A 25591-nucleotide genomic window follows, 5' to 3' on the forward strand; every position below is an offset into this window, starting at 1 on the left:
GAGGGCGGGAAATCCGCCTTGCCGTTTCCGCGGTTCTCGACCAATCTTATCCGAGCCCCCCCGGGATGGACCCCCTACTCCGACGGTCATCGAGGACCCGACCATGGGCTACGACAAGCGCCAGGCCACCGAGGAATTCGCCCGCTGGAGCCGGTCCTACGACCAGTCGGTCCTCCAGTGGCTGTTGTTCGGCCCCTCGCATCGGGCCATGATCCGCCGCATCCGGGACCGATTCGGCGACCGGCCGATCCGGGTGCTGGACGTCGGCTGCGGCACCGGCGTCTTCGGCGAGCGGATCGTCCGGTCCCTCCCCAACGCCCGGGTCTTCGGCATGGACCTCGTCTCCGAGATGCTCCGGGGCGGGGCCGCCCGCTGGGCCTCCCACGAGGGGACGATCTGCCCGGTCCAGGGGGACAGCGAGCACCTGCCCTTCGCACCTGGCAGCTTCGACGTGGTCACCTGCGCCAACAGCTTCCACCACTACCCCGACCAGGGCCGGGCCGTGGCCGAGATGCACCGCGTCCTGAAGCCGGGCGGCCGACTCATGCTCATCGACGGCTACCGGGACGCCCCCTGGGGCTGGTTCATCTACGACGTCTGCGTCGAGACGGTCGAGGGGAACGTCCACCACTGCTCCCGATCCCGGCTCCGCGACCTCTTCGCCGCCGCCGGCTTCGTCGAGACCGAGCAGACCGTCCACCGGGGCCCCGCCCCCTTCCTCCTCAGCGAAGGGGTCGCCCGGTCGGCCTCGACCCTCCGGCGCCCGCACATCGCCGTTTCAGGCCGGGCGGCCCGCCCGGTCGCCTCGGCCGACTGACGGGGCCGCCCGATCGGCGGACCCGGCTTCCTCCCGGCGTCAGGTCACGGCGCCCGAGGTCCCGGCGAAGGTGCGCCACGACCCGGATTCGAGGATCTCGGAGATCGCCCCGACGGCCTCCTCCAGCTCCTCGTCCCGGGTGTAGAAGTGCGGGGAGAGCCGGATCCCCGCCCCCGGCCGGTAGTCGCAGAGGATCTCCCGGGCCTTGAGCGCCCGGGAGACCGCCAGGCCGTTCGGCACGTCGAGGGCGACCGTCCCCCCCCGTCGGTCGGGATCCCGGGGGACGTTGCAGCGGTACCCCCGTTCGCCCGCCAGCGCGATGAGCTGCCCCGTCTGGCGGATGGACTTCTCCCGGATCGCCCCGATGCCCGCCTCCCGGATGATCTCCAGGCCCGGCCTCGCGGCGTGCAACGCCGGGATGTTCGGCGTGCCGTGCAGGAACCGCCAGGCGTCGGCCCGACGCTCCAGGGTCGGCTCGAAGGCGAAGGGCTTCGGATGAGCCATCCAGCCCGTCAGCCGGGGGGCCAGCACCTCCCGCAATCCCGGCCGCACCCAGAGGAAGGCCGCCCCCGGCCCGCCGCAGAGCCACTTCAGGCAGCCGCCGATGTAGGCGTCGACCCCCAGGGCCTTCACGTCCACCGGGATCGCCCCGACCGCCTGGTAGCCGTCGACGATCGAGACCGCCCCGACCCCCCTCGCCCGCTCGGCGATTGCGTTCACGTCGTGGATGAATGAACTCTTGAACAAGACATGCGAGACGTTCACGAACGCCGTCCGGTCGTCGATCTCCCCGGCGACCCGTCCCGAGTCGACCGCGATCCCGTCCTCCGAAGGCACATCCACCACCTCGGCGCCGAGGCCGCACTGCTGGTCGATCAGGTATTTGACCGAAGGGAAGTGCATCGCGTCGGTGACGACCTTCGGGCGCCCTCCCCGATAATCGAAGCAGCTGAACAGGACGGCGTGGGCGATCGTCACGCTCGGCTGGAACACGACCTCCCCCGGCCCCGCGCCGATCAGGGGGGCGACCAGGTCCCCGACGGCCGAGGCCATCTCCCACCAGGATTCCTCCCAGGCCCGCACCCCCCGGTCGGCCCAGGTCCGGAAATAGGCCCTGAGCGCCTCCTCCACCCCCTCCGGCACCGCCCCCAGGGAATTGCTGATGAGGTAATTCGTCCGCCCCAGGATCGGGAAACGTCCCCGGTAGGCCAGAAGCGGGTCGTCGGGCGTCGGTTCAGCCACGGGGCAAGGTCCTCAGCACGGCCCGGACGGGGCTCGCGTCGAAGCCCACCAGGCGAAGGGGCAGCGCGATCAGTTCGTAATCCCCCTCGGGGACTCCCCCGAGACACACCCCTTCGAGGATGGTCACCCCCCGCTCCAGGCATCTCCAGTGGGTGGGCAGGTCCTTGGAGTCGAACCGGTCGACGCTCGGCGCGTCGGTGCCGACCAGCACCACGCCCCGATCGGCGAGCGTGTCGATCAGCGCCGGGTCCAGCGGCGCGAAGACCTCCGGGAACGCCTCCGGATCCGGGTGTGTTCCGGTGTCGATCAGGACCCGGGGCGGGAGGGCTCCGTCCGGCAGGTGGCCCGACCCGACCGCCTCCCCCTGGACGACGCGAGGCCGGATCACCTGGCAGGGCCCCACGAACGTGTCCAGCGGGAGCGAATCGACCCCGGGCGCATCGAGCCCGTAGTGGTTCGGCCCGTCGACGTGCGAACCCAGGTGGACCGTCGCGTGCAGGGTCGACAGCGTGAGGCCGTCCCCCCGCTTCATGTCCGAGAGCACCTCCCGGCTCGGCGGCGTGTCCCCCGGCCAGACCTTGAGTCGGGGGGAGATCGGCGGCGAGAGGTCGTAGATCCGGCACATGGCCTCGATCACCCCCGCCGGACCTGGTCCAGGCTTGCTCGTAGGGTTCGCACCGAATGACGGAACGCCTCGGCCTCCTCGTCGGAGAGCGGTAGCTCGACGACGTGCTCCGCCCCCGACCGTCCGACCACCGTCGGCAGGCTGGCCGACATCCGCACCTCGATCCCGCAACGGCCCAGCATCGGCGAGCAGACGGTGATCACCGTCTTCTGGTCCCGGAGGATCGCCTCCACCACCCCGAGCAGGCCGAGGCCGATGGCATAGTAGGTCGCCTGCTTCCGCTGGATGATCTCATACGCGGCGCGACGGGTCTGCTCGGCGATCCGATCGCGGTCGACTTCCGATTTCTGCCGCCCGCCCGGCCCGACGAAGTGGTCGATCCGGACCCCGCCGATGTCCGCCAGGCTCCAGACGGGGACCTGGGTGTCGCCGTGCTCGCCGATGACGTAGGCGTGCACGCTCCTCGGGTTCACGGCGAAGTGCTCCCCCAGCAGCACCCGGAACCGGGCCGTGTCGAGCACCGTCCCCGAGCCGATCACCCGGCCCTCGGGCAATCCCGCGCAGTCGGCGGCGATCTGCGTCAGCACGTCCACCGGGTTGCTCGCCACCACGATCACCGAGTCGGGCGCGGCGGCCGCCACCATCGGCACGATGTCCGCGATCACCTCCGCGTTCTTCTGCAGGAGGTCGATCCGCGTCTCCCCCGGCCGCTGGTTCCTCCCGGCGGTGATCACCACCGCCTCGGCCCCGGCCAGGTCGTCGTAGTCCCCGGCCCGGATCCGCATCGGGCTGACGAACGGCAGGCCGTGGTTGAGGTCCATCGCCTCCCCCTCGGCCCTCCGGCGGTCGAGGTCCACGAGGACCAGCTCCGTGGCCACGCTCCGCTGCATCAGGGCGTAGGCGAACGAGCTGCCGACCATCCCCGTGCCGACCAGTCCCACCTTCCCCCGCCTCGCCCCTGCGGCCATCATCGCTCACTCCATCTCGACTCGACCCCCGGTCTCCCGCCTCCGATTAGCCTATCTCCCCCGCCCCCCACCGGCGAGCCCCCGTCCGGGAACCGCATCCGATCCGGCTCAGTTCCCCTGGGCGGTCGGGCCGAAAGATGATACGACTCTCCCCCGGCCGGGCCCTTCCCGGTCGTTGCACGCATGACGCGGAGCGATTCGAGGAGGATCGACCGATGGACCGGCGACAGGCGATCCGGGCGGCGGGCATCCTGATGGCCCAGGCCGCCGTCGGCAAGGTAGCGACGGGCCAGGACTTCGGCGCCCTGCTCGAGGACTTCGGCAAGGACATCCTCCGCCAGCAGCTCACCCCCGAGAACATCCAGCGGACCCTCAAGCCCCACCTCACCGGCGAGACGGTCCCCATCCAGACGGCCGACGGCTGGACGCTGGTCGCCCACCGCTTCCGCCCCGCCACCGGCGTGAGGCCCGGCACCATGCCGGTCATCCTCTGCCACGGCCTCAGCTACAACGCCCAGTTCTGGGACATCAGTCCCGAGGTCTCCCTCCCCAACTTCCTCGCCGAGCGCGGCTGGGACGTCTGGGTGGTCAACCTCCGGGGCTCGGGGCTCTCGTCCAAGTGGGTCGCCAAGCTCGACGCCGCCCCCACCATGGTCGTCGGCGGCCTGATCCGCCGGGCGACCAACAACAAGATCGCCCCCACCGGCTACGCCACGCTCGACCCCAAGTTCGCCCGCTGGAACCTCGACGACCACATCAACTACGACCTGCCCGCGCTGGTCCACCTCGTCCGGTCCCACACCCGGGCCCCCGAGGTCGCCTGGGTCGGCCACTCGATGGGGGGCATCATCCCCCTCTGCCACCTGGCCCGGTACCAGAACCCCGGCATCGGCCGGCTGGTCACGGTCGGCTCGCAGGTGACGATGCCCGACGGCCAGCTCGCCACCCAGTTCCTCATGGAGCTGATCGCGCTCCGCAACGGCCAGCTCGCCGGGCAGATCCTCCCCGAAGAATTGCTGATCGACTCCAAGACCAGCATCGACAACATGTTCTTCAACCAGGGGCACGTCTCCCCCCAGGTCTACCGGGCCCTGACCCACGACGGCATCGACGTGCCCTCGATCGGCCTCCTGCAGCAGTACCTCGTCCTGGCCGCCCGCAAGGAGCTGCTCGACGCCGGCAAGACGCTCAGCTACGCCTCGATGCTGCCCAACGTCCAGGTCCCGATCCTCGTCTCCTGCGGCGCCTCCGACCAGCTCGCCCCCCCCCAGGTCCAGCAGACGATCTACGAGCGGGTCGGCTCGACCGACAAGACCCTGCTCCCCTTCGGCCGGGCCCAGGGCTTCGCCGCCGACGCCGGGCACTCCGACGCCCTCGTCGGCCTCACCAGCCGCCAGCAGGTCTACCCCACGATCGAGAACTGGCTGCTCGGCGCCCGCTGATCGTCCCCGGCGGGGGCCGGGATGATATCCCCGGCCCTCGGGGGGCGCCTCCCCGCCTCGGGGTCGGCACGTTCCCGGACCCCCAGCCCTTCGAGGACGCAGCCAGTCCGAGACGCCGGCGGGCCGGCCGCCGGCGTCTCCCGACCGATCTCGCCCGGTTCAGGCCGATCGGGCCCGCACGCGGAGGCGAGACAGGCCGAGCGCGGCCATCAGGCCGAAGGCCGAGAGGGCCAGCGTGGCGGGCTCGGGGATGGCCGTCACGTTGTACCGCAGTTCGACCACGGCGTAGTTATTGACGTCCTCCTCGCCATAGTGGATGAAGTCGGCGGCGAAGGAGAGGACGTTGCCCGACGGGTCGTACGTCGCTTCCAGGATCTCGAAGCTGCCGCTCGCCAGGTTGTCCAGGCGGCCGGTGCTGCCGAACTCCAGCCCGGGGCGGTCGGGGTCCTGGAAGGGGAACCGCTGGAAGTCCTCATACGTCCCCGGGGTCAGGACGGCCTCGAACGGGGCCGCGAAGTTGAGGCTCCACCGATCGATCGACGTGCCCGGCAGCGGCGGGCCGAAGATCTCGAAGCCGACCCCGTTGTCGAAGTTCCGGGACGCGACGAAGGACCAGCCGTCGTCCGGCGAGACCGTGTAATCCTGGAGGCCGCGCGCGACCCAGCTCGTCGGCGAGCTGTCGACGACCGTCAGGCGGGTGACCGAGGCCGCGTCCGCCCCGGAAAGGGGCCCGATCCCCAACATTGCGATTGTGATCAGGCTCATGCGAGCAATCTTCATCCGACGCTCCTCTACTCAGGATGTCGTCCTACCGTCTCGTTCCGTACGCACGTTCCCGCTTGCCGACGACCCGAGCGATCGCCTCGCGGACGCGGGCCGAATCTACCGAGGCCGGTCCCCGACTGCAAATCGATTGATTCCTGAAATCATCAAGCCGTCAGGGATTGCATCCTACCTCCCCGAATATGTGACTAAAATTGCCATCCAACACGATGATTTAAGCGTGCGGCTCGCTCCCCGCTCGCGCCGATCGTGCCGGGTCGGCAGGATGAGGGAGGGGCCGGGCCCATCGCACCGAGCCGAGCATCGTCCGAGGAGAGCCCCCATGTCCGCCCCGACCGACCCCGCCCCGCCCGCCGGCCCCTGGACCGACGAGGGGAGACGCGACCCCGGCACCAACGCCATCACCCACGGCCTGACTGCCCGACGCCCGCTCTGCGAGGAGGAGGCCGAGCGGATGGCCCTGCTCGTCGAGCGGTGGACCGCGAAGCACCTGCCCGAGACGGAGCCCGAGGAGGCGCTGATCCAGTCGGCCGCGGTCGAGTACACCCGTTACCTCCGCTGCGTCGACGCCGAGGAGCGTCGGCTCTCCCCGGCCATCCGGGAGGCGCTCGACCAGTGGCAGGAGAAGCGTCGGCACGCCGTCCGCCGCAAGGCCCAGGAGCTTCGGTCCGATCCCGAGGGCACGGTCGCCGCGCTCGGCGAGAGTGCCTTCGGGATCGACTGGATGCTCCGGCACTGGCGGACCCTGCTCGGCCAGATTTCGACGAGACGAGGGTGGTCGGGGGACGACCTGGTGCTCGCCCTCCAGCTCCTCGGCCGGGCCCCGAAGCGGCCGTCGGCGGAGGACGCCGACGCGCGACGCCTCTGGGACGCCGTGGTCCTGGCCTTCCCCGCCACCGTCGACGCCACGCTCCCCCCCGGCCCCGCCGCCGACCCGCAGGCGGCCGGCCGGCTCCGGGCCCAGCTCGACGACCTCATCGGCCGCCTGGAGGCGCGACGGGCCGAGGCCTGGGAGGAGGTGGAAGGGCCCCAGGCGGTCGCCGTCGAGTCCGAGGCGATGGTCGACACCAGCCCCCAGGGCCTGCTCCGCCACCGGTACCGCCGGGATGCCCTCCGGGACATGCAAAAGAGCCTCACCCTCATCATGAGGCTGCGGGTCGAGCGCTCGAAGATGGACGGGCGTCAGGCCCTCCTCGAACGGCAGGGCGTGGCCCACCGGGCGTCGTCGGCCCCGACGAGCCCCCCCGAACCGACCCCGACCGTCCCCCCGCATGAGTCGGGCACGATCCCACCCCGGCCCGCCGCGCCGGAATGCCGAAACGAGCCGCCACCGGCCGCCTCGGGCACGGATTCTCCTCGCCCCAATCGGCAGGAGGCAAAGGAGTTCGGGAACACGACGCCCGGCCCCAACCCGGCGCCTCCCCGGCGCACCGGCGGCGCACCGGGCCCCGATCGATCGCCCACGAGGCGGACCGACGACCCCAGGATCGACCCCCGAGGCCCCTCCGGCGGGCCCCCGATCCGCCTCCGAAGCCCCGAACGCGACGCCTGACCGGCCCGACGACCCTCCCCGAGCCCCGATCCACGCCCCGGCCCCCGGCGGCGGCGCCCGGGGTCCGCCCCAGACCGCCCGGGAGCCGTATCCGACCCCGCCCCGATTCCGATAAGATCCGAGCCTGATCCGACCCGATCAGGACCGACCCGACCCGACCCGATCCGACACCCAGGAGCCCCGACCGTGCCCGACCGCACCGCCGAGATCGCCCGGAAGACCCGGGAGACGGACATCCGCCTCCGGCTCGACCTCGACGGCTCCGGCCGGTCGACGACCCGGACCGGCGTCGGCTTCCTCGACCACATGCTCGACGGCTTCGCCCGACACGGCTCCTGCGACCTCGACGTGCAGTGCGAGGGCGACCTCCACGTCGACGACCACCACTCCACCGAGGACGTGGGCATCTGCCTCGGCTCCGCGATCGACCGGGCCCTCGGCGACCGCTCCGGCATCCGCCGCTACGGGCACGCGATCCTGCCGATGGACGAGGCGCTCGTCCTCTGCGCCATCGACCTCGGCGGCCGGCCCTTCTTCGCCTGGGAGGCCCCGATCCCGAGCCCCAAGGTCGGCACCTTCGACACGGAGCTGGTCCCCGAGTTCTGGAGGTCGGTGGCCACCCTCGGCCGGATGAACCTGCACGTCCGGGTGCTCTCCGGGAGCAATGCGCACCACGTCATCGAGGCCATCTTCAAGGGCCTGGCCCGGGCCCTCCGCGACGCCTGGGAGCCCGACCCCCGCTGCGGCGGCGTCCCCTCGACCAAGGGGAGTCTCTGACCGGCCCGGTCTCCGCTCCGGCCGCCGAGCGTGTCGGGTCTCCTCCTGGCGATCCCAAACCCTCGCCCCCGTCCGCGGGGGAGAGGGTGGCCGGAGGCCGGGTGAGGGGGACCGGCGAATCGCGAGGACCCGCCATCACTCGAAGACCCCTCACCCCGGCCCTCTCCCCGCGAGCGGGGAGAGGGGGAGGGACTTCGACCCGTCCCCCAGATCGAATCCGGCTCGAACACGACCCCCACGCCCGACCAGCATCAGCGAGTCGCCTACCATGACGCGGAACGCCCGGAACCTGCTGATCCACGTGATCCTCTCGGCCGTCGCCCTCGGGCTGCTCGGGCTGGCGATCTACTCCAATCGGGACCAGATCGCCCGGGTGATGGAGCGGCCGATCGACACTCGGGCGTTCGTCCTGGCCTTCCTCGTCTACATGGCCGCCCTGCTGCTGACCTTCCTCCGCTGGTTCGCCCTGGTCCGGGCCCTGGGGCTGCCGTTCCGGGTGGTCGACGCGGTCCGGCTGGGCTTCATCGGCAACGTCTTCAACCTGGTGATCCCCGGCGCCGTCGGCGGCGACGTGATCAAGGGGGCCTTCCTCTGCCGGGAGCAGGCGAAGAAGACCCAGGCGGTGGCCTCGATGATCATCGACCGCCTCCTCGGCCTGATCGGCCTGTTCCTGCTGGCGGGCCTGGCGGGGCTTTGGGCGTGGTCGGGTTCGTCGGAGGACGTGAGGCTGTTGATCGGCCTGGCCTGGGCGGCGTCGGTGGCCGGGCCGGTCGGGCTGGCGGTGCTATTCAGCCCGACCCTGTACCGCCCGCTGCTGGACCTGGTCGCCGGCAAGGGGAAGCTCGGGGCCGTCGCCTCGGAGCTGGTGACGGCGGCGGGGGTCTACCGGAGCCGGTTGCCGATCGTGGCCGGGGCGCTCGGCTCGGCGATGGTCAGCCACGCCCTCTTCGTGCTGGCGTTCTACCTCGTCGACCTCGCCCTGTTCCGCCCCGACCTGCCGGGGATCGTGTCCCACTACGTCGTGGTGCCGCTGTCGCTGTTCAGCACGTCGGTGCCGCTGCCCTTCGGGGCCCTGGGCCTGAGCGAGCAGGTGTCCGACTTCCTGTTCGCCCAGGTCGGCCACCCCGGGGGCGCGGTGGCGATGATGGGCTACCGGGTCTTGATGTATGCCGGCGGCCTGCTCAGCGTCGTGGTCTACCTGGCCAACCTCCGCCAGGTCCGCTCCCTCCGGGAGGGGAAGGACGTGGCGGCGGGGGGCCTGGACGCGGCCTGAGCCCGGCCGACCGTGCTCAGGAGAGCTGCTTGACGAGGATCCGAGACCCCTGCACGTCGACCACCTGGATCAGCGAGTCCTGCTCGATGAAGTTCCGCTCGGCGATCACGTCCGTGATGATCTCCCCGAACCGGGCCTTGCCGGTCGGCCGGAGCATGGTCGTGGTCCGGCCGGTCTCCCCCAGGAGGAAGGCGAAGGGGGAGTCGGACTCGAAGAACGGCTTCTCCCCCGTCCCGTCGGGCGACCCGTCGGGGTCGCTGCGGAGGATCAGCTTGTCGAAGAACGGCAGGGAGGGGAAGAACCGGCCGAGCAGGACGGCGCCCACCACCACCCCGGCGATCGAGAGCACCAGCAGCGCCAGCGTCCGGCTCATCTGGCGGTACTGGAAGTCCTCGGTCGGGATGATGAACGTGTGGCTGGCCATCACCACGCTGAAGAGGACCAGGAACACTCCGCTCATGCCGAAGATGCCGAACCCGGGGAAGACGAACAGCTCCAGGGCCAGGCAGAGCAGCCCGACGATGAAGAGGATGATCTCCAGGCCGTCGGCCGTCCCCCCCAGGTACCGGCTCCAGAAGAACAGCAGGAACGCCAGGCAGGAGGTGATCGCCGGCAGGCCGATGCCCGGCAATTTCATCTCGACGACGAGCATGAAGAAGCCGATGAACAGCAGCAGACCGCTCATGAACGGCGTGTTCAGGACGCCCACCAGCGAGTCGACCCAGCTCGGCCCCCGGAGCTGGATCAGGTCGTCGCCGATCCCGTACAGCGCCTTGAACTGCTCGTCGTCCCCGACCACGACCCGGGACAGGCCGAGCCGCTCCGAGTCGTCGGCGGTCGCCGTCAGCACGTTCCCGGCCGGGACCACGGTCCCCTGGTCCACGAACCGGCCCGGCTCGTCGTCCAGGGCCGCCCGGTCGATCAGCATGACGTGGGCCGCGTCGGTGTCGAGCGCCTCGATCACCTCGACCCCCGGCAGGGCCATCGCCCGGGCGACGGCCACGGGGTACCCCTTCTGCCCGGCGAGCGAGGCCAACCGGTCGGCCACCACGTCCCGGTCGCGGTCCGAGAGCGGGTCGACCGAGCTGCCGTCGACCGTGGCGTCGACCTTGCCGAGCTTGCCGTCCCGGTGGAAGACGATCTCGTCGCAGGCCAGCGCCACCAGCGCCCCGACGCCCATCGCGCGATCCCTGACGTACGCGACGGTCTTCACGTCCTCATATCGGAGGATCGCCTGGGCCAGGTCGTCGGCCGCCCGGAGCTGGCCGCCGGGGGTGTCGAGCTGGAGGACGACGAGGTTGGCCCCGTCCCGGATGGCCCGGGACAGCTCGCGGCCGACGTACGTCCCGGTGGTCGCGTCGATCGCGCCGGAGATGCGGAGCCAGACGGGGACGAGCCGGCCGGAGCCGGGGCCGGTGGCGTCGCGGACGCCTTGGAGGTCGTACAGGCGGGCCACCTGGGCGCGGTCGGCGGCGAAACTGCGGACGATCCCCTCGCTGCGGGCCCGGTCGGCGTCGAGCCGCCCCCGGGCCCCGGCCTGCCAGAAGGGTTCGGCCTCGAGGATCGCGTGGGCCGCCTCGAACTCGGGGAGGCGGTCCTTCAGCACGTAGTCGACCCGGCCGTCGGCGGTCCGCACCCGGAGCAGCTCGGCCGCGGGGTCGAGCATGCCGACGATCAGGTCGGGGGAGCGTCCCTTGGCCCGGCCGAGCAGCTCGGCGAAGCCGAAGAGCCCGGGGTTGACCTCGCCGCCGTCCGGGGTGATCGGGCCGATCGAGGCGTCGGGTCCGAGCACGATCTCGTCGCAGGCCAGGGCGACCAGGGCCGCATAGCCCGAGAGGGGCTCGGGCACGTAGGCCACCGTCTTCTCCGCCCGGGCCAGCTTCCGGGCGATGAAATCCGCCACCTGGAGGCTGACGCCATACTCGCTCGAACCCGGCAAGACCTCGAAGATCAGGACCGGCTCGGGCCCCCGGGAGGTCGAGGACCGCAGCACCGCCTCGACGGCCGACCGGAGCCGGTCGGCCCGCTCGCTGTCGATCGGCTGCTCGACCTCGAAGAAGTACCCGGGCATCTCCGCCGGCTCCCGCGCCGGTTGCGGGGCGGCGGGCGCCGTCGAGGCCGGGAGGGACAGCAGGGCGACCGCGACCAGCCCCCGGCGGAGGATCGCCGGGAGGATCCCGGGCTGCTCGGGCGCATCTGGGCTCATGGAAGTCAATCTCCCCGGGCCTCGACCGCCGACGATCCGACCGGGCCTCCTTTCCCGCCCGGGGCGGCTGACCGCTCCGCGGGGGAGACGCCGGGCCATCGGGGAGGATCGGAGGCCGGACCGCCGAGGCGAGGCCGAACCGCCTCCGCGGCCCCGGACCGATGCCACGGCAGGCTGATTATAGGTCCGCCGTCGAGGGGGAGTCAAACCACGCCACGCCCGCCGATCGCCCCCGGCTCGCCGCCCGACGCGGCGGCCGATCGCCCCCGCGAGGCCCGATCGGCCGGGCCCGGCGCCCGGGGGGGCGGGAGGGGCTTCCCGCGTCGCGAACCGGTCGTCGACCAGTCCCGGCGGGCCCTGCTGGGTCGCCGTCGTCCTCGACGGGGGGATCGACCTCGCGCACTGATCCCCCGGCCGATCGATGGCCGATACTACCGACACAGGCGCCCGGATCACTCCGACCGTCCCGGCGGGACGAGGGCGGGACGGGGGCCCGAGTCGGCGGCCCGGTCGACCCTCCGGACTCCTCGGGTCGCATGAGCCGGGGAGGCCCCGCCGCCTTCCCGAGGACCCGGGGGATCGGATGAGGCTCAGAGAGGCGCTCGTGATCGTCCTCGGGCTGTTGGCTGTCGCCGCGGGGTCGGTGACGGCCCAGGAGTCGGGGCGGGCCCCCACGCCGGTGACCCCGGGCGACCCGAGGTCGTCGATGCTCGGCGAGGGCCCCGGCGCCACCGGCGCGGTCGATCGGGATCCGGGAGGGTCCGACGACGTCGTCATCCCGGTGGGGCCGGGCCCGGAATACCCCCGGGTCCCCCAGGGGATCACCCGGACCCCGGAGCCCTTCGAGCCCAGCACCGGGTTCCGACTCGGGATCGAGCCGCTCGCGCCGACCACCGACGACGGGGGTGCGGGCCCCGGGAGGCTCGGGGCCGTGCCGCTCGAGGAGCTGGAAGGGCCTGCCGACGGCCTGACGATCGACCAGGCGATGGACCGACTGCTCCGGTTCAACCTGGAGTTGAGGGCGCAGGCCATGGAGATCCCCAAGGCCCGGGCCGACGTGCTCACCGCCGGGCTCCGGGGGAACCCCCTGGTCTACGCCGACGCCGCCGTCATCCCCTACGGGGACTTCGAGGGCAGCGCGGGGGGCCCGACCGAGTACGCCGTGAACCTCACCCTCCCGGTCGACCTGAACGGGAAGCGTCGGCGCCGGATCGCGGTGGCCGAGGCCGCCCGGCTGGTGACCGAGGCGCTCTATCAGGACGCCGTCCGGATGCAGGTCGACACCCTTTATACAGCCTGGATCGACGTGCTCGCCTCCCAGGCGACGATCCGATTCCTGGAGTCGGGCCTGCGAGGCCTGGAGGAGCAGCGTTCGCAGGTCGAGCGTCAGGTCCGCGAGGGGACGTCGAGCCGATCCGAGTACAACACCATCGAGATCCTGATCGACAGCACTGACCTCACGCTGCTTGAAGCCCAGGAGACCTCCGAGGACGCCAAGCGGACCCTCGCGGCGCTGCTCTCCATCCCCGAGGCCGTCGCCGAGACGTTCCCGGTCCGGGGGTCGCTGCGGGGGCTGGAACTCCCCCCCCCGCCCATCGACCCGCTGATCCGACAGGCGCTCGCCACCCGCCCCGACCTGGTCGCCTTCCGGCTCGGGGTCGATCGGGCCCGCTCCGAGGTGAAGTTGGCCCGGGCCAACCGGTTCGAGGACGTCTTCCTGACCTACCAGCCTTTCACGGCCCAGGAGGGGCTGGTGGCGGGCGACCGGGCCTCCTACGCCTGGGCCGCGGGCGTGACGATCCCGGTGCCGATCTTCGATCGCAATCAGGGGAACATCGCCCGGGCCAACCAGACCGTGGGCCAGGCCATGGCCCAGCTCGCGACCCTGGAGCGTCGGGTGGTCCTGGAGGTCCAGCGGGCCGAGGCCGCCTACTCGGTCACCCTCGCCACCATCCGGAGGCTCCACGAGGAGACCCTGCCCGCCGCCGAGGAGAACCTGCACGCCAGCCTGAGGCCGGCGGGCCCCGACGAGCCCGACCCCGTCTCCAGCCTGGAGGCCCGACGGGCCTTCGACGACGTCTCCCGGCAATACCTCGACGCGCTCGTGAGGCACCGCCGATCTATGTTCCGGCTCAACACCGCCGTCGGCGCGCGGGTCTTCCCCTGACCGCCTACCGCCCATCGAGATTCACAACCATGACCACGTAGCCCGGACGTGAAAAGACCCCGGGACCCAGCCCGGAGGCGGGGTACCGGGGTCTCTCGAATCGGAAGCGGAGAGGGAGGGATTCGAACCCTCGGTACGGTTTGACCCGTACACGGCATTTCCAGTGCCGCACCTTCGGCCTCTCGGTCACCTCTCCGTTTTCCCAACTGTTTGCCACCGCCGACTTTGCGTGCATCTCTCCTGTAAAGGGATTCTGTAAAGGATTCTGTAAAGGATTGGGGCGGCAAACGGTTCGGTTGCTCTAGTCTAAGGTACGCAAGCCGCTCTCGCAATCCGGCTTTCCGACACGAGATTGGGCAGGGCGGAACTCGGGTTCGCCGAGGCCATCCCGTCTGACGAACCTGATGGCGACTCGCTGCATCCATCATGGTGAGGGGACGATCCGACGGCCATCAGCGTCCGCTGACAGATCGTTCGTCGGTCGGCCCCGCCGTGGAGGATGGCCGTGGAACCGCTCCTGCTCGTGGGCCTCGATCCGCCCGAGACCGCCGAACTCCGTCGCCGCCTCGACCGGCCCGTCCTGGCCTTCGAGACCCTGCCCCGCATCCGGGTGGACCGGGGCATCCTGCTCGTCGAGCACCCCCGGTTCATGGGCCACTTCGTCCCCGTCGAGCGGGTCGCCTACCACGCCATCTTCGAGGACGACTTCGACTTCCTCGCCGCCCTGGCGCTCTGGGAAGGGCCATGCCTGCCCGGTGCCCGAGGCATGATGGATCTGCGGCTCCGACTGCCGGGGTTGGTCCGGGCTCTGGCGGTCACCCGCTTCGGCGGCATCCCCAGGGGCTACGCCGACCGGGGCACGACCGTGCCCGCCGAGGGTCCGACGGTCGCCAAGTGGGGCAACTGGCACTGCGGCGAGGACAAGGCCCGCTTCGACGACGCCTGGGCCGCCGAGGTGCCGACGCTCTTCGAGCAGTTCGTCGAGGGGGAGGCCGTCCGCATCGTCCTGGTCGGCGAGCACGCCTGGCAGGTCCGCATGGCCGGCGATGGCTGGCTCAGGTCCATCCACGACCCTCGGGCCGCCTTCATGCCGATCGACCCGGAGCTGCTCGACGATGCCCGACGGCTGGCCGAGCATTTCGGCCTGGCGACCGTCGGCGTGGATTACATCGTGGCCCCGGACGGCGGGCGGTATCTTCTGGAGGTCAACCACGTGCCGAACGTGACGGTCTTCCCAGAGATCCGAGAGACGTACCTCGCTCTGGTCGTCCGCTGGGCGGACGAGCCGACCTCGGATTGATTGCTTTGGAGAACGGAGCCCGGCATGAGCACCCTGCAACGCCTGACCGACCGGGGACTCGTCAAGCCGCCGAGGTGGCTGCCGGGCAACGTCCAGCACGAGACGATCATGGGGTCGGTGGCGTATGGTGTCTCCTCGGACACCAGCGACATGGACGTGTACGGCTGGGCGATCCCACCGAAGGAGGACATCTTCCCCCACCTGCGGGGCGAGATCCCCGGCTTCGGCAAGACCGCCAAGCGGTTCGAGGTCTTCCAGGAGCACCACGTCGAGGACGCCGACGCCCTGGCCGGGCACGGGCGGACCTACGACCTGACCATCTTCGGCATCGTCAAGTTCTTCCAGCTGGCGATGGAGAACAACCCCAACGTCATCGACTCGCTGTTCACACCCACGACCTGCGTCCTGCACAGCACCAGGGTCGGCAACCTCGTCCGGGAGAATCGGCGGCTCTTCCTCCACAAGGGGGCCTGGCCGAAGTTCAAGGGCTACGCCTACAGCCAGCTGCACAAGCTGGCGACCAAGCAGCCGCAGGGCAAGCGGGCGGAGCTGGTCGCCGAGCACGGCTACGACACCAAGTTCGGCTACCACGTCGTCCGGCTGATCGGCGAGGTCGAGCAGATCCTCGTGGAGGGCGACATCGACCTCCAGCGGAATAACGAGCAGCTCAAGGCCATCCGGCGGGGCGAGTGGACCGAGGAGCGACTCCGTCAGTGGTTCGCCGAGAAGGAGTCGCAGCTGGAGCGGGCCTACGCCGAGAGCACGCTGCGGGCGACCCCCGACGAGCCGAAGATCAGGGCGCTGCTGCTGGCCGCCCTGGAGGACCACTACGGCAGTCTGGAGGGCTGCGTCGTCGATCCCGATCGGGCGGTCGTGGCCCTGCGGAACATCCAGGCCGAGCTGGAGCGGGTGAGGGACTTGCTATGAGCGGGGTCGTGACGGCGGATGCCCTGGGACGATTGCGAGCCGAGGCCGCCCGGCACCCGTACCCGCTGATCTTCGCCACGGTCAGCGGGACGCACCACTACGGCTTCCCCTCGCACGGCACTGACTAGGTTTTGCGAGGCAGCTCTCAGTGTTGTCAAATACCGAGTTCCTTGATCATTGCCTGGAGCTGCTCAAAGGCATCTCGTTGTGCCAATTCTTCGCTGCCCCCCGTTTCTTCGACGGTGACCTGTGCAGCCCAAACCGGACCAATCGAATCGATGCTCTCAAACTTCTCCTTGATCGCCTGCAATCCCTGGCGAGCCAGCTCGTGTTCGATTATTGACCCGAACTGCTTGGCGAGCTCAGATGGACCGCCTGGGTAATTTGCCACGCAAAAGTAAATGTCATAAGCGTCCTTCGGCTTCTTCCTTTCGGACAGAGTGATGCCTTTAATGCAAATGAAAGCAGCAATGGTTGGCACATGAACCCTAATCGTATTGACGCCTCCTTCCGGCAGCCTTCCCGTGATAGTTAACTCCTGGTGAAAATCGAGAGCTAGGCCGATCCCGTGCGCCCTCCAAACATGCATTCCTTGAAGGTAGGCGTGGCTATTGCTGCCCCGTCCACCGGTTTCACTCGTAATCAGATCGACTTTGACCTCTGAACCGCCCGGCAGCCTTTTTATAAATCTATTTGTCATGTCAGTTGATTGATAACCATTATTAATCAGATCACGTTGGATTGTTTCATAGACGTGATCTGGTAGTGTCTCAGGATTCAGAGCCAGATCGACATCCAGCGAACCGATGTGGCCGCTGTGTGGGAAGTAGAGTTCCGGCACCCAGCCGCCGACGACTACCATCTTGTCTCTGAACCGTCCCAAGATTGTCAGGACATCAATCAAAACGGACCTGGCAATGTCAGCTGACTCGTTTCCTTGCGAATGCTCGGTCATCTGTCCGGCTCCAAATATGTCCCGGCTGCCTTGTCGAACCTCGGGGAGAGGCACCTCTCGTATATCTCTTGGGCGGCTTCCTCACCTCTCGCCTTGGACTTCATCAGGTCGAGGTACAGTTGGATTGGCGATACCACATTTAGACCATGGTGCTTTTCTCCGCCATAGAAAACATAGTCGTCCGGTGCCAGCCTCAGCTTCAAATTCGATCCCGTCTCCACGCTCTTCGCTTTCAGACATTCTTGGATATCTTCAAGAATTAGGGGGCCGTTGCCCTCGGCCAGGTAGATTGTACTCCTTTCGTATCTAACCATCGGGGCGACCCTCCAAGCTCCAGAGAATTCGGTGAGCCCATATCTGTATCCCTTCTCCTCGCAAAGAGTCCCTACCCTCTCCTCGATGTCCTTTGCCTTTCCCATAACGTAGAAGTGAATTTCCTCGCCTTGGACTTGGTAGTGTTCGGACCATTCGGCCAACATGTCCTTCGGATTCTTGATCCGAACTCTCTTCCCCTCCTGGACTAGCAGAGCGTTCTGAAGCAACTCCTCTTTCACCTTAGAGGCCAAGCCCATGCTGACATTCGCTTCATCAGCCAGCTCTTGCACCTGCCAGGAGTATCCCGGCTTTTCGAGCATGACCCGCACAATGCGACTTGATTTTATCGAGTATGGGTTCAGTTTTGATTTGGTCCTCACTTCGGCTGCCGACTTGCCACTGATATAGATGAAGAGACCAGGCCCCGTCAGTCTGCAATTGCCAGCTTGGTCCAGATAGGCGACATCAGCCTCTCTGCACATTTCGGCGAGGCGTTTAGAGATCGCTCTCGTGCAAAGGAGAGGGATACCACCGCTCGCAGCAACCTTGAGCCTCGGCAGCACTTCCAAGGCTATCTGAGGTGTTATCTGATCACGAAATTCCACGTAGAGACGCACAGGGAAGCCAAAGGGTCTGAGGGCGGTCTCAATTACGTAATCCCACCTTACTTTATCGAAAATGCTCGCCGACATACGCTCCGTCTCGACGTGAAGTATCTGGAACGCCCCGGTTTCGTCGCCGAGACGCTTTAGCCATTCCAGTGCTCTGTGCTCGATCGACATGCCCGCCCTGATTTCCGGGAAAACCGCTCTTCACCCTTTGGCAAAGATACGACTTCGAGTAGAACTCGGCAAGAGGTTTCATCGAAACAGGCAGTTTCACTCTTCGTCGAAACCCCTGATTATCAGAAAACCGTCGAATCAATTTCGATCTAGCTGCTACCGAATTTTCCGCAAACTAAGCCCAGTACAAGAGATGTGCCACCGAGCGACTGGGCTTTGTCGAGGTTTCCACGAAACACCCGAACTAAGCCCCCGATTTACCGCTCCCTTGAAAAAATGAAGGCGATCCCCTTAAGGCTGGACTTTGCGATATCATGCAATCATTTAATTCATGGTTCTTGCACCATGGTACGTCGGGTTCGCTGCGAACCGAGACGCCTGGCCCGCCCACGGGTACTGTCCGGTCTGCCTCGCCGAGCGAGCCGAGGACCGGGCTTGATAAGCCCTCGGACCGTCCCCCGCTCCCCAGGCAACGTCACACCTCGTCGGCTGAGGCCGCCGAGGCTTGGCCGCCGGGGGGACAAGCATTGACACCACCGGGGGCGGCGGACGCCTCCCGACGGGGAGGCGACGATCGCTGTCCGCCCGGTGTCCCCCGCCATGTCCATCAGCCCGAACCCCGCCCCGCTGGGGCCGTGTCCCATCCCGTCGCCCCGGCAGATCGTCGAGCACCTGGACCGCTCGGTCATCGGCCAGGACCGGGCCAAGCGGACGCTGGCCATCGCCGTCAGCAACCACTATGCCCGGCTGCTGGATGCCGTGGACCGAAACTCCCCGACCCCGATCCTCGGCGATGCTTCCCTGCGGCACGTCACTATCGAGAAGAGCAACGTCCTGCTGATCGGCCCCAGCGGCTCGGGGAAGACCCACCTGGCCCGTGCCCTGGCCGAGTACCTGAGCGTCCCCTTCACCATCGCCGATGCGACCACGCTGACCGAGGCCGGCTACGTCGGCGAGGACGTGGAGACGATCCTCCACAAGTTGCTCGTGGCCGCCGGGGGCGATGTGCAGGCCGCCAAGGGGGGCATCGTCTACCTGGACGAGATCGACAAGCTCGGCGGGGGCCGGGTCCACGGCGTGAAGGACTTACGCCTGGGGGTCCAGCACGCCCTGCTCAAGATGATCGAGGGGACGGTCGCCAATGTGCCACCCTCGGGCGGCTACAAGCTCGTGGGCGAGACCTGCATTCCCTTCGACACGACGAACGTGCTCTTCATCTGCGGCGGTGCCTTCGTCGGCCTGGAGGAGGTCGTCGCCGGGCGGCTGGGCCGGGGGGCCTCCTTCGGATTCGACCGGTCGGGGTCGGACCATCACGAGGAGGTCGAGGGCGTCCTCCGGCACGTCCTGCCGGGAGACCTGGAGGCGTTCGGGCTGATCCCGGAGCTGCTCGGACGGCTGCCGGTGATCGCCTCCCTGGACCGGCTCGGGATCGAGGATCTGGTGCGGATACTCAAGGAGCCGACGAACTCGCTGATCGGTCAGTACCGGAAGCTGCTGGCGTACCACCGGGCCTCGTTGGTGATCAGCGACGGGGCCTTGCGGGAGGTCGCCCGGATCGCCCACGAGCGGGGCACGGGGGCCAGGGGCCTGCGGGCGATCCTGGAACGGGTCATGGAGCCCGTCCTGTTCGACCCGAGGCCCTGGGCCTGCTACGTCGTCACCGAGGCGGCGGTCCGGGGCGGCGACGTGGAGGTCATCCCCGGCATGCCCGGCCTGGGCCTGGCCCCGCTGCGGGCTCGGGTCGCCGGGCGTACCGCTGGCGGGATGAAGCCGTCATCCTGATGGCCCCGCCGAAAATCGGAGCCCACGCCCTACATAGGGCGTGGAATCAACCGAGACTTATCACATCCTCAACCTGGGCGCAGGAGTCCAATCGACCGCCCTCTACTTGATGTTCGTCAATGGCGAGTTCGACGAGCAGATCGACTACGCCGTCTTCGCCGACACGCATGAGGAGCCCGAGAGCGTCTACAAGCACCTCGAATGGCTCCGATCCCTCGGCGGCCCGCCGATCCTGATCGACTCAGCCGGCAGGCTGGGCGACGACCTGATCCACGGGAAGAACTCGACCGGCCAGCGGTTCGCCAGCATCCCGGCGTTCACCTCGGCCACGCCCGGCAAGACCGGCGGCATGCTCCGGCGGCAATGCACCGCCGAGTACAAGATCAACGTCGTCGAGAAGATCATCCGCCGCCAGGTCGTCGGCCTCGAATACCGGCAGCGGATGCCGAAAGGAGTCAAGGTCGTCCAGTACTTCGGCCTGTCGTATGACGAGCCCAGACGGGTCGCCAAGGTGAAGGCCCGCTTCGTGGGCCACCCGTGGGCCGAGGGCCGCTTCCCGCTGTTCGACCTGGAGATGAGCCGGGACGACTGCCTGGCCTACCTGAAGCAGCAGGCGATCCCGCACGAGGTGCCGAGGTCGGCCTGCGTGTTCTGCCCGTACCGGTCGAACGCCGAGTGGCGTCACCTGCGGGACACGGACCCGGCGGGGCTGGGCCAGGGCCGTCGAGGTGGACGAGGCGCTGCGGAGGCCCGGAACGGTGGCGAATCGGAACCTGGAGCAGGCGATCTACCTGCACCGGTCGTGCCTGCCGCTGGCCAAGGCGGACCTCGGCGGCAGGGACGTGACCGGCGGGGTCGCCGGGGGCGAGTGCGAGGGGATGTGCGGGGTGTGATCCGAAGCCCGTTGCGTCGGGGCTCATGACGGCCTCGGTAGCGAACGGGGCGATGCCGGCCGCCCTTCCGTGACTCGTGGACCAGCCGAAGGTCACCGGAAGTGCCCACCAGCGATGGGGATCGAGCCATCCGGCCGGATCTGATAGAGTGGGGCCTCGCCCCATGCAACGATGCCGACGGACGGAGCCCGCCGGCTCGTCGCCGTGCCGAGAGCCGAACGGCCCGATCATGCCTCATCCCGACCGCCCGACGACGCTCCGATACGGCGGGGCGGCCCTCGCCGTCCTCATCGCCACGATCGCCCGCCTGGTGCTCGACCCGGCGTTGGGCGACCTGTTCCCCTTCGCCACACTCTTCATCGCCGTGCTGGTCGTCGCCCGGTACGGGGGCCGAGGCCCCGCCCTGCTGGCGACCGCCCTCGGCGCCCTGGCCTCGGCACGCTTCCTCCTGCCGCCCCGTGACCGCCTCGCCGTGCGGGGGTTCGAGAGCCAGGCCGGGCTGCTCCTCTACCTGGCCGTGGGCGTCGGCATCGCCCTGCTCGGCGGGGCCATGCGTGCCGCCCGGAAGCGGGCCGAGGCCGACGCCGGGGAGGCCGACGAACAGCGGGAGCGGCTGCGGGTGATGCTGACCAGCATCGGCGATGCGGTCATCGCCGCCGACGCCCAGGGGCGGGTCGGATACCTCAATCCGGTCGCCGAGGCGTTGACCGGGCGGACGACCTCCGAGGCGACCGGTCAGCCGCTCGAAGCGGCCTTCCCGATCCTCGACGAGGAGACCCGCCGGGCGGTCGAGATTCCGGTCAGGAGGGTGCTGCGAGAGGGCGTCGTCGTCGGCCTGGCGAACCATACGGTCCTGATCGCCGCCGACGGCACGGAGCGGGCGATCGAGGGCAGCGCCGCCCCGGTCAAGGACGCCGCAGGCCGGCTGCGGGGCGTGGTCCTCGTGTTCCGGGATGCGACCGAGCGGCGTGCTGCGGAGCGGGCGTTGCGGGCGAGCGAGGCCCGCAACTCGGCGATCCTACTGACAGCCCTGGACGCCATCGTCACCATAGACCACGAGGGCAAGGTCGTCGATTGGAACCCGGCGGCCGAGGCGACCTTCGGCTACCGCCGAGCGGCGTCCTTGGGCCGGGAGCTGGCCGGGTTGATCGTCCCGCCGTCGCTGCGGGAGGCCCACCGCCGGGGCCTGGCCCGCTACCTTGCGACCGGCGAGGGGACGGTCCTGGACCGGCGGATCGAGGTCACGGCGCTGCGGGCCGACGGGTCGGAGTTCCCCGCCGAGCTGGCCATCACCCGCATCCCCGGCGACGGCCCGCCGCTGTTCACCGCCTACGCCGGGACTTTTCGGAGCACAAGGAGTCCGAACTCCGCCGCAGCGCCCGGCTCGCCGTCACTCAAGTCCTGGCCGAGGCGGCCACGGTCCGGGAGGCGGCCCCCCTCATCCTGCGGGCCGTCTGCGAGGGGCTCGGATGGGATCTGGGGGCGATCTGGGGGGTGGATCGGGATGGCGAGCGGCTGCGTTGCGTCGAGCTCTGGCATACGCCATCGCTCCGGGCCGAGGAGTTCGTGGAAGTCAGCCGGGAGATCACCTTCTCGCCGGGGGTGGGCCTGCCCGGTCGGGTCTGGAGCGGGGGCCGACCCGCATGGATCGCCGATGTCGGCCCCGACCCGAACTTCCCCCGTGCGCCGGCCGCCGTCGCCGGGGGCCTGCACGGGGCCTTCGGCTTCCCGATCCGGCTCGGGTCCGAGATCCTCGGGGTCATCGAGTTCTTCAGCCGGGAGATGCGGGAGCCGGACGACGACCTGCTGGAGATGATGGCGAGCATCGGCGGCCAGGTCGGGCAGTTCATCGAGCGGCGATGGGCCGAGGAGGCGTTGCGAGAAAGCGAGGGGCGGTTCGCCCGGTTCATGCAGCACCTCCCCGGCCTGGCCTGGATCAAGGACGCCGAGGGCCGCTACGTCTACGCCAACGAGGCCGCCGAGCGGGCCTTCCGCGCCCCTCGGTCGGACCTCTACGGCCGGACCGACGAGGAGGTCTTCCCGCCCGAGACCGCCGCCCAGTTCCGGGGGCACGACCGGCGGGCGCTGGGGTCCGGCGAGGGCGTGCAGGTGGTCGAGACGCTGGAGCACGAGGACGGGGTGCTGCATCACTCGCTGGTCAGCAAGTTCTCGATGCCCGGCCCGGCGGGCGAGGCGGCGCTGGTCGGCGGGATCGCCATCGACGTCACCGAGCGGCTGCGGGCCGAGGAGGCGCTGCGCCGGAGCGAGGAGCGGCTACGGCTGATCGTCGAGAGCGCCACCGACTACGCCATCTTCACCCTCGACCCGGATGGCAGGGTCGCCAGCTGGAACTCGGGGGCGAGGAACCTGCTCGGCTACGAGGAGCGGGAGATCGTCGGCAAGGATGGCTCGCTCCTGTTCATCCCGGAGGACATCGAGCGGGGCGTCCCCGAGCAGGAGATCCGCAAGGCGCTCGACCAGGGCCGGGCCGAGAACGAGCGCTGGCACGTCCGCAAGGACGGCACCCGCTTCTGGGCCAGCGGCCTGCTGATGCCGATGCGGGACGGCGGCGAGGTCGTCGGCCTGCTGAAGATCATGCGGGACACGACCGAGCAGAAGCGGACCGAGCAGGAGCTGGCGGTCAGCCGGGAGCGGCTGGACCTGGTGGTCAACTCCAGCGAGGTCGGCCTGTGGTACTGCGACCTGCCGTTCGATCGGCTGATCTGGAATGCCAAGTGCAAGGAGCACTTCGGCCTGCCGCCGGATGCCGAGGTGACGATCGACACGTTCTACGAGCGGCTCCACCCGGACGACCGGGAGCCCACCCGGCGGGCGATCGGGCGGTCGATCGAGGGCCGCAGCGAGTACGACGCCGAGTTCCGCACGGTCGATCCGCAGGGGCGGGTGCGGTGGGTCCGGGCCATCGGCCAGCCGTTCTACGACGTGGAGGGGACGCCGCTGCGGTTCGACGGCATCACGGTGGACGTGACAGGGCGTATCCGGCAGGAGGAGGCGCTGCGGGAGGCCGACCGGCGCAAGGACGAGTTCCTGGCGACGTTGGCCCACGAGCTGCGCAACCCCCTGGCCCCGATCCGCACGGCCCTGCACCTGATGGCCCGCCCCGACGGGTCCGGGGGCGGCCACGAGCCGGAGCGGGCGATGGCCGAGCGGCAGGTGGTCCACCTGGCGAGGCTGATCGACGACCTGATGGACGTGGCCCGCATCAGCAAGGGGAAGCTGGATCTGCACACGGAGGTCGTGGACCTGCACACGGTCGTGCGGCAGGCGGTCGAGACGGCACGCACCCACATCGACGACCGCCGCCACCGGCTGACGGTCTCAATCCCCGAGGGGCCGATCCTGCTGGAGGCCGACCCGACGAGGCTGGAGCAGGTCTTCTGGAACCTGCTGAACAACGCCGCCAAGTACACCGAACCCGGCGGGCAGATCGACCTGACGGCGGAGACCGTGGACGGCCAGGTCGTCGTGCGGGTGCGGGACACGGGCATCGGCATCGACCCCGAGATGCTGCCCCGGCTGTTCCAGATGTTCGTCCAGGTCGGCGAGCACAGGCAGCATGCCCAGGGCGGGCTGGGGATCGGCCTGGGCCTGGTGCGGACGCTGGTCGAGCTGCACGGCGGCACGATCGAGGCGCACAGCGAGGGGCCGGGCACCGGCAGCGAGTTCGTCGTCCGGCTGCCCATGCTCCTGGCCACGTCGCCCGTGCCGACCCGGCCGGGGGGCGATCGGCGTCGGGACACCGAGGCGGACGTGCCCCGACGCCGCATCCTGATCGTGGACGACAACGCCGATGCGGCCAACGTCCTGGCCAAGCTGCTGGGCAGGCTCCACGGCCAGGACGTGCGGGTGGCTCACGACGGCCCGGCGGGGCTGGAGGCGGCCGAGGCGTTCCGGCCCGAGGTCGCCCTGCTGGACATCGGGCTGCCGGGGATGAGCGGTCACGAGGTGGCCCGGACGCTCCGAGGGCAACCCGGTGGTGAACAGATGACGCTCATCGCCCTGACCGGCTGGGGCCAGGAGGCAGATCGCCAGCGGTCGAAGGAGGCGGGGTTCGACCTCCACCTCGTCAAGCCGGTGGACCCGGACGACCTGATCGAGCTGCTCCGCACGATCGCCCCCCGGACCACCCCGACCGACGGATGACGTCCCTCGTGACGGCACGATCCCCGCATCGAGCCCGACGGCCAGGGGACGCCTGACGGGCGTGCCTCCGACGAGCCGACCTGCTTTAATTCCGCTGTTGAACTATTTGACTCTCGAACTTGCGGTGCCTATCATGTCGGACGGCGGGGGAGGCGGGCCGGATGCCTGCGGGATCATGGCGAACCTCTGGCGGCTGATCCAGGCCGTCGTGGACGACTCGGAGCCGGAGCTGGAGGCGTTGGGCCTGTCGGCCAAGGCGTTCTTCCTGCTGGAGGCGGTCGGGGAGCACCCCTTCCCGGCCGTGCTCGCCCGCCGGATGCACCTGCCGCCGCCGACGGTGACCTACCTCGTCAAGCAGCTGGAGGAGCGGGGCTTCCTCGTGCGCCAACCCGAGCCGGGCGACCTGCGGAAGTTCCGCCTGGTCCAGACGGAGGCGGGGCGAGAGGCCCTGCGGCGGGGCCAGGAGGCGCTGAGCCTTGCCCTGGGCAAGCGCCTGGGGCGGCTGAGGCGGGGGGAGGTCGGCGCCTTCGACCGGATGGTCGGGCGGCTCGCCGGCAACGGCGAGGCCCCCGAAGCCTGAGCGGGCGTGAATCCGATCGCCGGGGAAACGCCGCCACGACC

Annotated in this window: 20 protein-coding genes, 1 tRNA gene and 1 pseudogene; 14 read left to right on the forward strand and 8 right to left on the reverse strand. The window is 69.5% G+C overall.

The annotated features are described in order from the left end of the window. The first annotated feature begins 103 nt into the window (after positions 1-103). Entirely contained in the window at positions 104-817 is a 714-nt protein-coding gene (locus ElP_RS23395; protein WP_145273824.1) for a class I SAM-dependent methyltransferase, read from the forward strand. A 39-nt stretch (positions 818-856) separates the two neighbouring features. Here ElP_RS23395 and ElP_RS23400 read toward each other — a convergent pair whose 3' ends face one another. The 3 genes from ElP_RS23400 to ElP_RS23410 are packed head-to-tail and all read right to left on the reverse strand — an operon-like array spanning position 857 to position 3655. Further along, entirely contained in the window at positions 857-2059 is a 1203-nt protein-coding gene (locus tag ElP_RS23400; RefSeq protein ID WP_145273827.1) for an aminotransferase class V-fold PLP-dependent enzyme, read from the reverse strand. Beyond that, complete coding sequence (locus ElP_RS23405; protein WP_145273831.1) at positions 2052-2684, reverse strand: cyclase family protein; 633 nt, start codon at positions 2682-2684, stop codon at positions 2052-2054. The genes ElP_RS23400 and ElP_RS23405 overlap by 8 nt, the downstream gene beginning before the upstream one ends. A gap of 8 nt (positions 2685-2692) precedes the next feature. Beyond that, positions 2693-3655: an L-lactate dehydrogenase gene (locus ElP_RS23410; RefSeq protein ID WP_197446308.1), complete on the reverse strand. Its 963-nt coding sequence runs from the start codon at positions 3653-3655 to the stop codon at positions 2693-2695. Between the two features lie 212 nt (positions 3656-3867). Between ElP_RS23410 and ElP_RS23415 the strand changes: the two genes are divergently transcribed. Further along, a complete protein-coding gene (locus tag ElP_RS23415) occupies positions 3868-5094 on the forward strand; it encodes an alpha/beta fold hydrolase (protein ID WP_145273834.1) in 1227 nt (408 codons plus the stop codon). A gap of 159 nt (positions 5095-5253) precedes the next feature. On the opposite strand, the gene ElP_RS23420 is transcribed toward ElP_RS23415, so the two are convergent. Beyond that, on the reverse strand, positions 5254-5859 hold the full coding sequence (locus ElP_RS23420) for a hypothetical protein (RefSeq protein ID WP_145273836.1): 606 nt from the start codon (positions 5857-5859) through the stop codon (positions 5254-5256). A gap of 340 nt (positions 5860-6199) precedes the next feature. Here ElP_RS23420 and ElP_RS23425 point away from each other — a divergent pair, with 340 nt between their 5' ends. The 3 genes from ElP_RS23425 (at position 6200) to ElP_RS23435 (ending at position 9479) form a co-directional block, all read left to right on the forward strand. Continuing rightward, positions 6200-7429, forward strand: coding sequence for a hypothetical protein (locus ElP_RS23425; protein WP_145273839.1), 1230 nt, complete (start codon positions 6200-6202; stop codon positions 7427-7429). Positions 7430-7615: 186 nt separating this feature from the next. Beyond that, positions 7616-8206: an imidazoleglycerol-phosphate dehydratase HisB gene (gene hisB / locus ElP_RS23430; protein ID WP_145273843.1), complete on the forward strand. Its 591-nt coding sequence runs from the start codon at positions 7616-7618 to the stop codon at positions 8204-8206. Positions 8207-8474: 268 nt separating this feature from the next. Beyond that, positions 8475-9479 (forward strand): lysylphosphatidylglycerol synthase transmembrane domain-containing protein, encoded by a 1005-nt coding sequence (locus tag ElP_RS23435; protein ID WP_197446309.1) that lies wholly within the window; start codon positions 8475-8477, stop codon positions 9477-9479. Positions 9480-9495: 16 nt separating this feature from the next. On the opposite strand, the gene ElP_RS23440 is transcribed toward ElP_RS23435, so the two are convergent. Then, positions 9496-11685, reverse strand: a complete 2190-nt coding sequence (locus ElP_RS23440; RefSeq protein WP_145273849.1) for an SDH family Clp fold serine proteinase — start codon at positions 11683-11685, stop codon at positions 9496-9498. A gap of 583 nt (positions 11686-12268) precedes the next feature. Here ElP_RS23440 and ElP_RS23445 point away from each other — a divergent pair. Continuing rightward, positions 12269-13852, forward strand: coding sequence for a TolC family protein (locus tag ElP_RS23445; protein ID WP_197446310.1), 1584 nt, complete (start codon positions 12269-12271; stop codon positions 13850-13852). 107 nt (positions 13853-13959) lie between these two features. Here the strand turns inward: ElP_RS23445 and ElP_RS23450 are convergent. Next, positions 13960-14048: transfer RNA gene (locus ElP_RS23450), tRNA-Ser, on the reverse strand. 303 nt (positions 14049-14351) lie between these two features. Between ElP_RS23450 and ElP_RS23455 the strand changes: the two genes are divergently transcribed. Genes ElP_RS23455 through ElP_RS38545 form a run of 3 tightly spaced genes read left to right on the forward strand, consistent with a single transcriptional unit; the run spans position 14352 to position 16207 of the window. Continuing rightward, positions 14352-15152: an ATP-grasp domain-containing protein gene (locus ElP_RS23455; protein ID WP_231749229.1), complete on the forward strand. Its 801-nt coding sequence runs from the start codon at positions 14352-14354 to the stop codon at positions 15150-15152. 24 nt (positions 15153-15176) lie between these two features. Next, positions 15177-16079 (forward strand): nucleotidyltransferase domain-containing protein, encoded by a 903-nt coding sequence (locus ElP_RS23460; protein ID WP_145273858.1) that lies wholly within the window; start codon positions 15177-15179, stop codon positions 16077-16079. Continuing rightward, positions 16076-16207: a nucleotidyltransferase domain-containing protein gene (locus ElP_RS38545; protein WP_197446311.1), complete on the forward strand. Its 132-nt coding sequence runs from the start codon at positions 16076-16078 to the stop codon at positions 16205-16207. The genes ElP_RS23460 and ElP_RS38545 overlap by 4 nt, the downstream gene beginning before the upstream one ends. A 26-nt stretch (positions 16208-16233) precedes the next feature. Here the strand turns inward: ElP_RS38545 and ElP_RS23465 are convergent, their stop codons facing one another. After that, complete coding sequence (locus ElP_RS23465) at positions 16234-17034, reverse strand: hypothetical protein (RefSeq protein ID WP_145273861.1); 801 nt, start codon at positions 17032-17034, stop codon at positions 16234-16236. Continuing rightward, the gene (locus ElP_RS23470; protein ID WP_145273864.1) at positions 17031-18131 is read right to left on the reverse strand and encodes a type IV toxin-antitoxin system AbiEi family antitoxin; all 1101 of its coding nucleotides are present in this window, start codon (positions 18129-18131) and stop codon (positions 17031-17033) included. The genes ElP_RS23465 and ElP_RS23470 overlap by 4 nt, the downstream gene beginning before the upstream one ends. A 600-nt stretch (positions 18132-18731) precedes the next feature. Between ElP_RS23470 and clpX the strand changes: the two genes are divergently transcribed. The 5 genes and pseudogenes from clpX (at position 18732) to ElP_RS23495 (ending at position 25550) form a co-directional block, all read left to right on the forward strand. Beyond that, a complete protein-coding gene (clpX, locus tag ElP_RS23475) occupies positions 18732-19913 on the forward strand; it encodes an ATP-dependent Clp protease ATP-binding subunit ClpX (RefSeq protein ID WP_145273867.1) in 1182 nt (393 codons plus the stop codon). 40 nt (positions 19914-19953) lie between these two features. Beyond that, the gene (locus ElP_RS23480) at positions 19954-20835 is read left to right on the forward strand and encodes a hypothetical protein (RefSeq protein WP_145273870.1); all 882 of its coding nucleotides are present in this window, start codon (positions 19954-19956) and stop codon (positions 20833-20835) included. 200 nt (positions 20836-21035) lie between these two features. Then, positions 21036-22127 (forward strand): annotated as a pseudogene (locus ElP_RS23485) (PAS domain S-box protein); the annotation flags it as partial. A gap of 122 nt (positions 22128-22249) precedes the next feature. Further along, positions 22250-24970, forward strand: a complete 2721-nt coding sequence (locus ElP_RS39940; RefSeq protein ID WP_231749856.1) for a PAS domain S-box protein — start codon at positions 22250-22252, stop codon at positions 24968-24970. A gap of 175 nt (positions 24971-25145) precedes the next feature. Beyond that, on the forward strand, positions 25146-25550 hold the full coding sequence (locus tag ElP_RS23495) for a MarR family winged helix-turn-helix transcriptional regulator (protein WP_197446313.1): 405 nt from the start codon (positions 25146-25148) through the stop codon (positions 25548-25550). The last annotated feature ends 41 nt before the right edge of the window (positions 25551-25591 follow it).

The sequence above is a fragment of the Tautonia plasticadhaerens genome (assembly GCF_007752535.1).
GTDB classification, from domain to species: domain Bacteria; phylum Planctomycetota; class Planctomycetia; order Isosphaerales; family Isosphaeraceae; genus Tautonia; species Tautonia plasticadhaerens.

Bases quoted from the DNA above. Each gene is read 5' to 3' on its own strand.
- ElP_RS38545 (WP_197446311.1), top strand. From the start codon at position 16,076: ATGAGCGGGGTCGTGACGGCGGATGCCCTGGGACGATTGCGAGCCGAG.
- ElP_RS23445 (WP_197446310.1), top strand. From the start codon at position 12,269: ATGAGGCTCAGAGAGGCGCTCGTGATCGTCCTCGGGCTGTTGGCTGTC.
- ElP_RS23435 (WP_197446309.1), top strand. From the start codon at position 8,475: ATGACGCGGAACGCCCGGAACCTGCTGATCCACGTGATCCTCTCGGCC.
- ElP_RS23455 (WP_231749229.1), top strand. From the start codon at position 14,352: ATGGCCGTGGAACCGCTCCTGCTCGTGGGCCTCGATCCGCCCGAGACC.
- ElP_RS23405 (WP_145273831.1), bottom strand. From the start codon at position 2,684: ATGTGCCGGATCTACGACCTCTCGCCGCCGATCTCCCCCCGACTCAAG.
- ElP_RS23410 (WP_197446308.1), bottom strand. From the start codon at position 3,655: ATGATGGCCGCAGGGGCGAGGCGGGGGAAGGTGGGACTGGTCGGCACG.
- ElP_RS23470 (WP_145273864.1), bottom strand. From the start codon at position 18,131: ATGTCGATCGAGCACAGAGCACTGGAATGGCTAAAGCGTCTCGGCGAC.
- ElP_RS23465 (WP_145273861.1), bottom strand. From the start codon at position 17,034: ATGACCGAGCATTCGCAAGGAAACGAGTCAGCTGACATTGCCAGGTCC.
- ElP_RS23460 (WP_145273858.1), top strand. From the start codon at position 15,177: ATGAGCACCCTGCAACGCCTGACCGACCGGGGACTCGTCAAGCCGCCG.
- clpX (WP_145273867.1), top strand. From the start codon at position 18,732: ATGTCCATCAGCCCGAACCCCGCCCCGCTGGGGCCGTGTCCCATCCCG.
- ElP_RS23420 (WP_145273836.1), bottom strand. From the start codon at position 5,859: ATGAGCCTGATCACAATCGCAATGTTGGGGATCGGGCCCCTTTCCGGG.
- ElP_RS23495 (WP_197446313.1), top strand. From the start codon at position 25,146: ATGGCGAACCTCTGGCGGCTGATCCAGGCCGTCGTGGACGACTCGGAG.
- ElP_RS23415 (WP_145273834.1), top strand. From the start codon at position 3,868: ATGGACCGGCGACAGGCGATCCGGGCGGCGGGCATCCTGATGGCCCAG.
- ElP_RS23440 (WP_145273849.1), bottom strand. From the start codon at position 11,685: ATGAGCCCAGATGCGCCCGAGCAGCCCGGGATCCTCCCGGCGATCCTC.
- ElP_RS23395 (WP_145273824.1), top strand. From the start codon at position 104: ATGGGCTACGACAAGCGCCAGGCCACCGAGGAATTCGCCCGCTGGAGC.
- ElP_RS23425 (WP_145273839.1), top strand. From the start codon at position 6,200: ATGTCCGCCCCGACCGACCCCGCCCCGCCCGCCGGCCCCTGGACCGAC.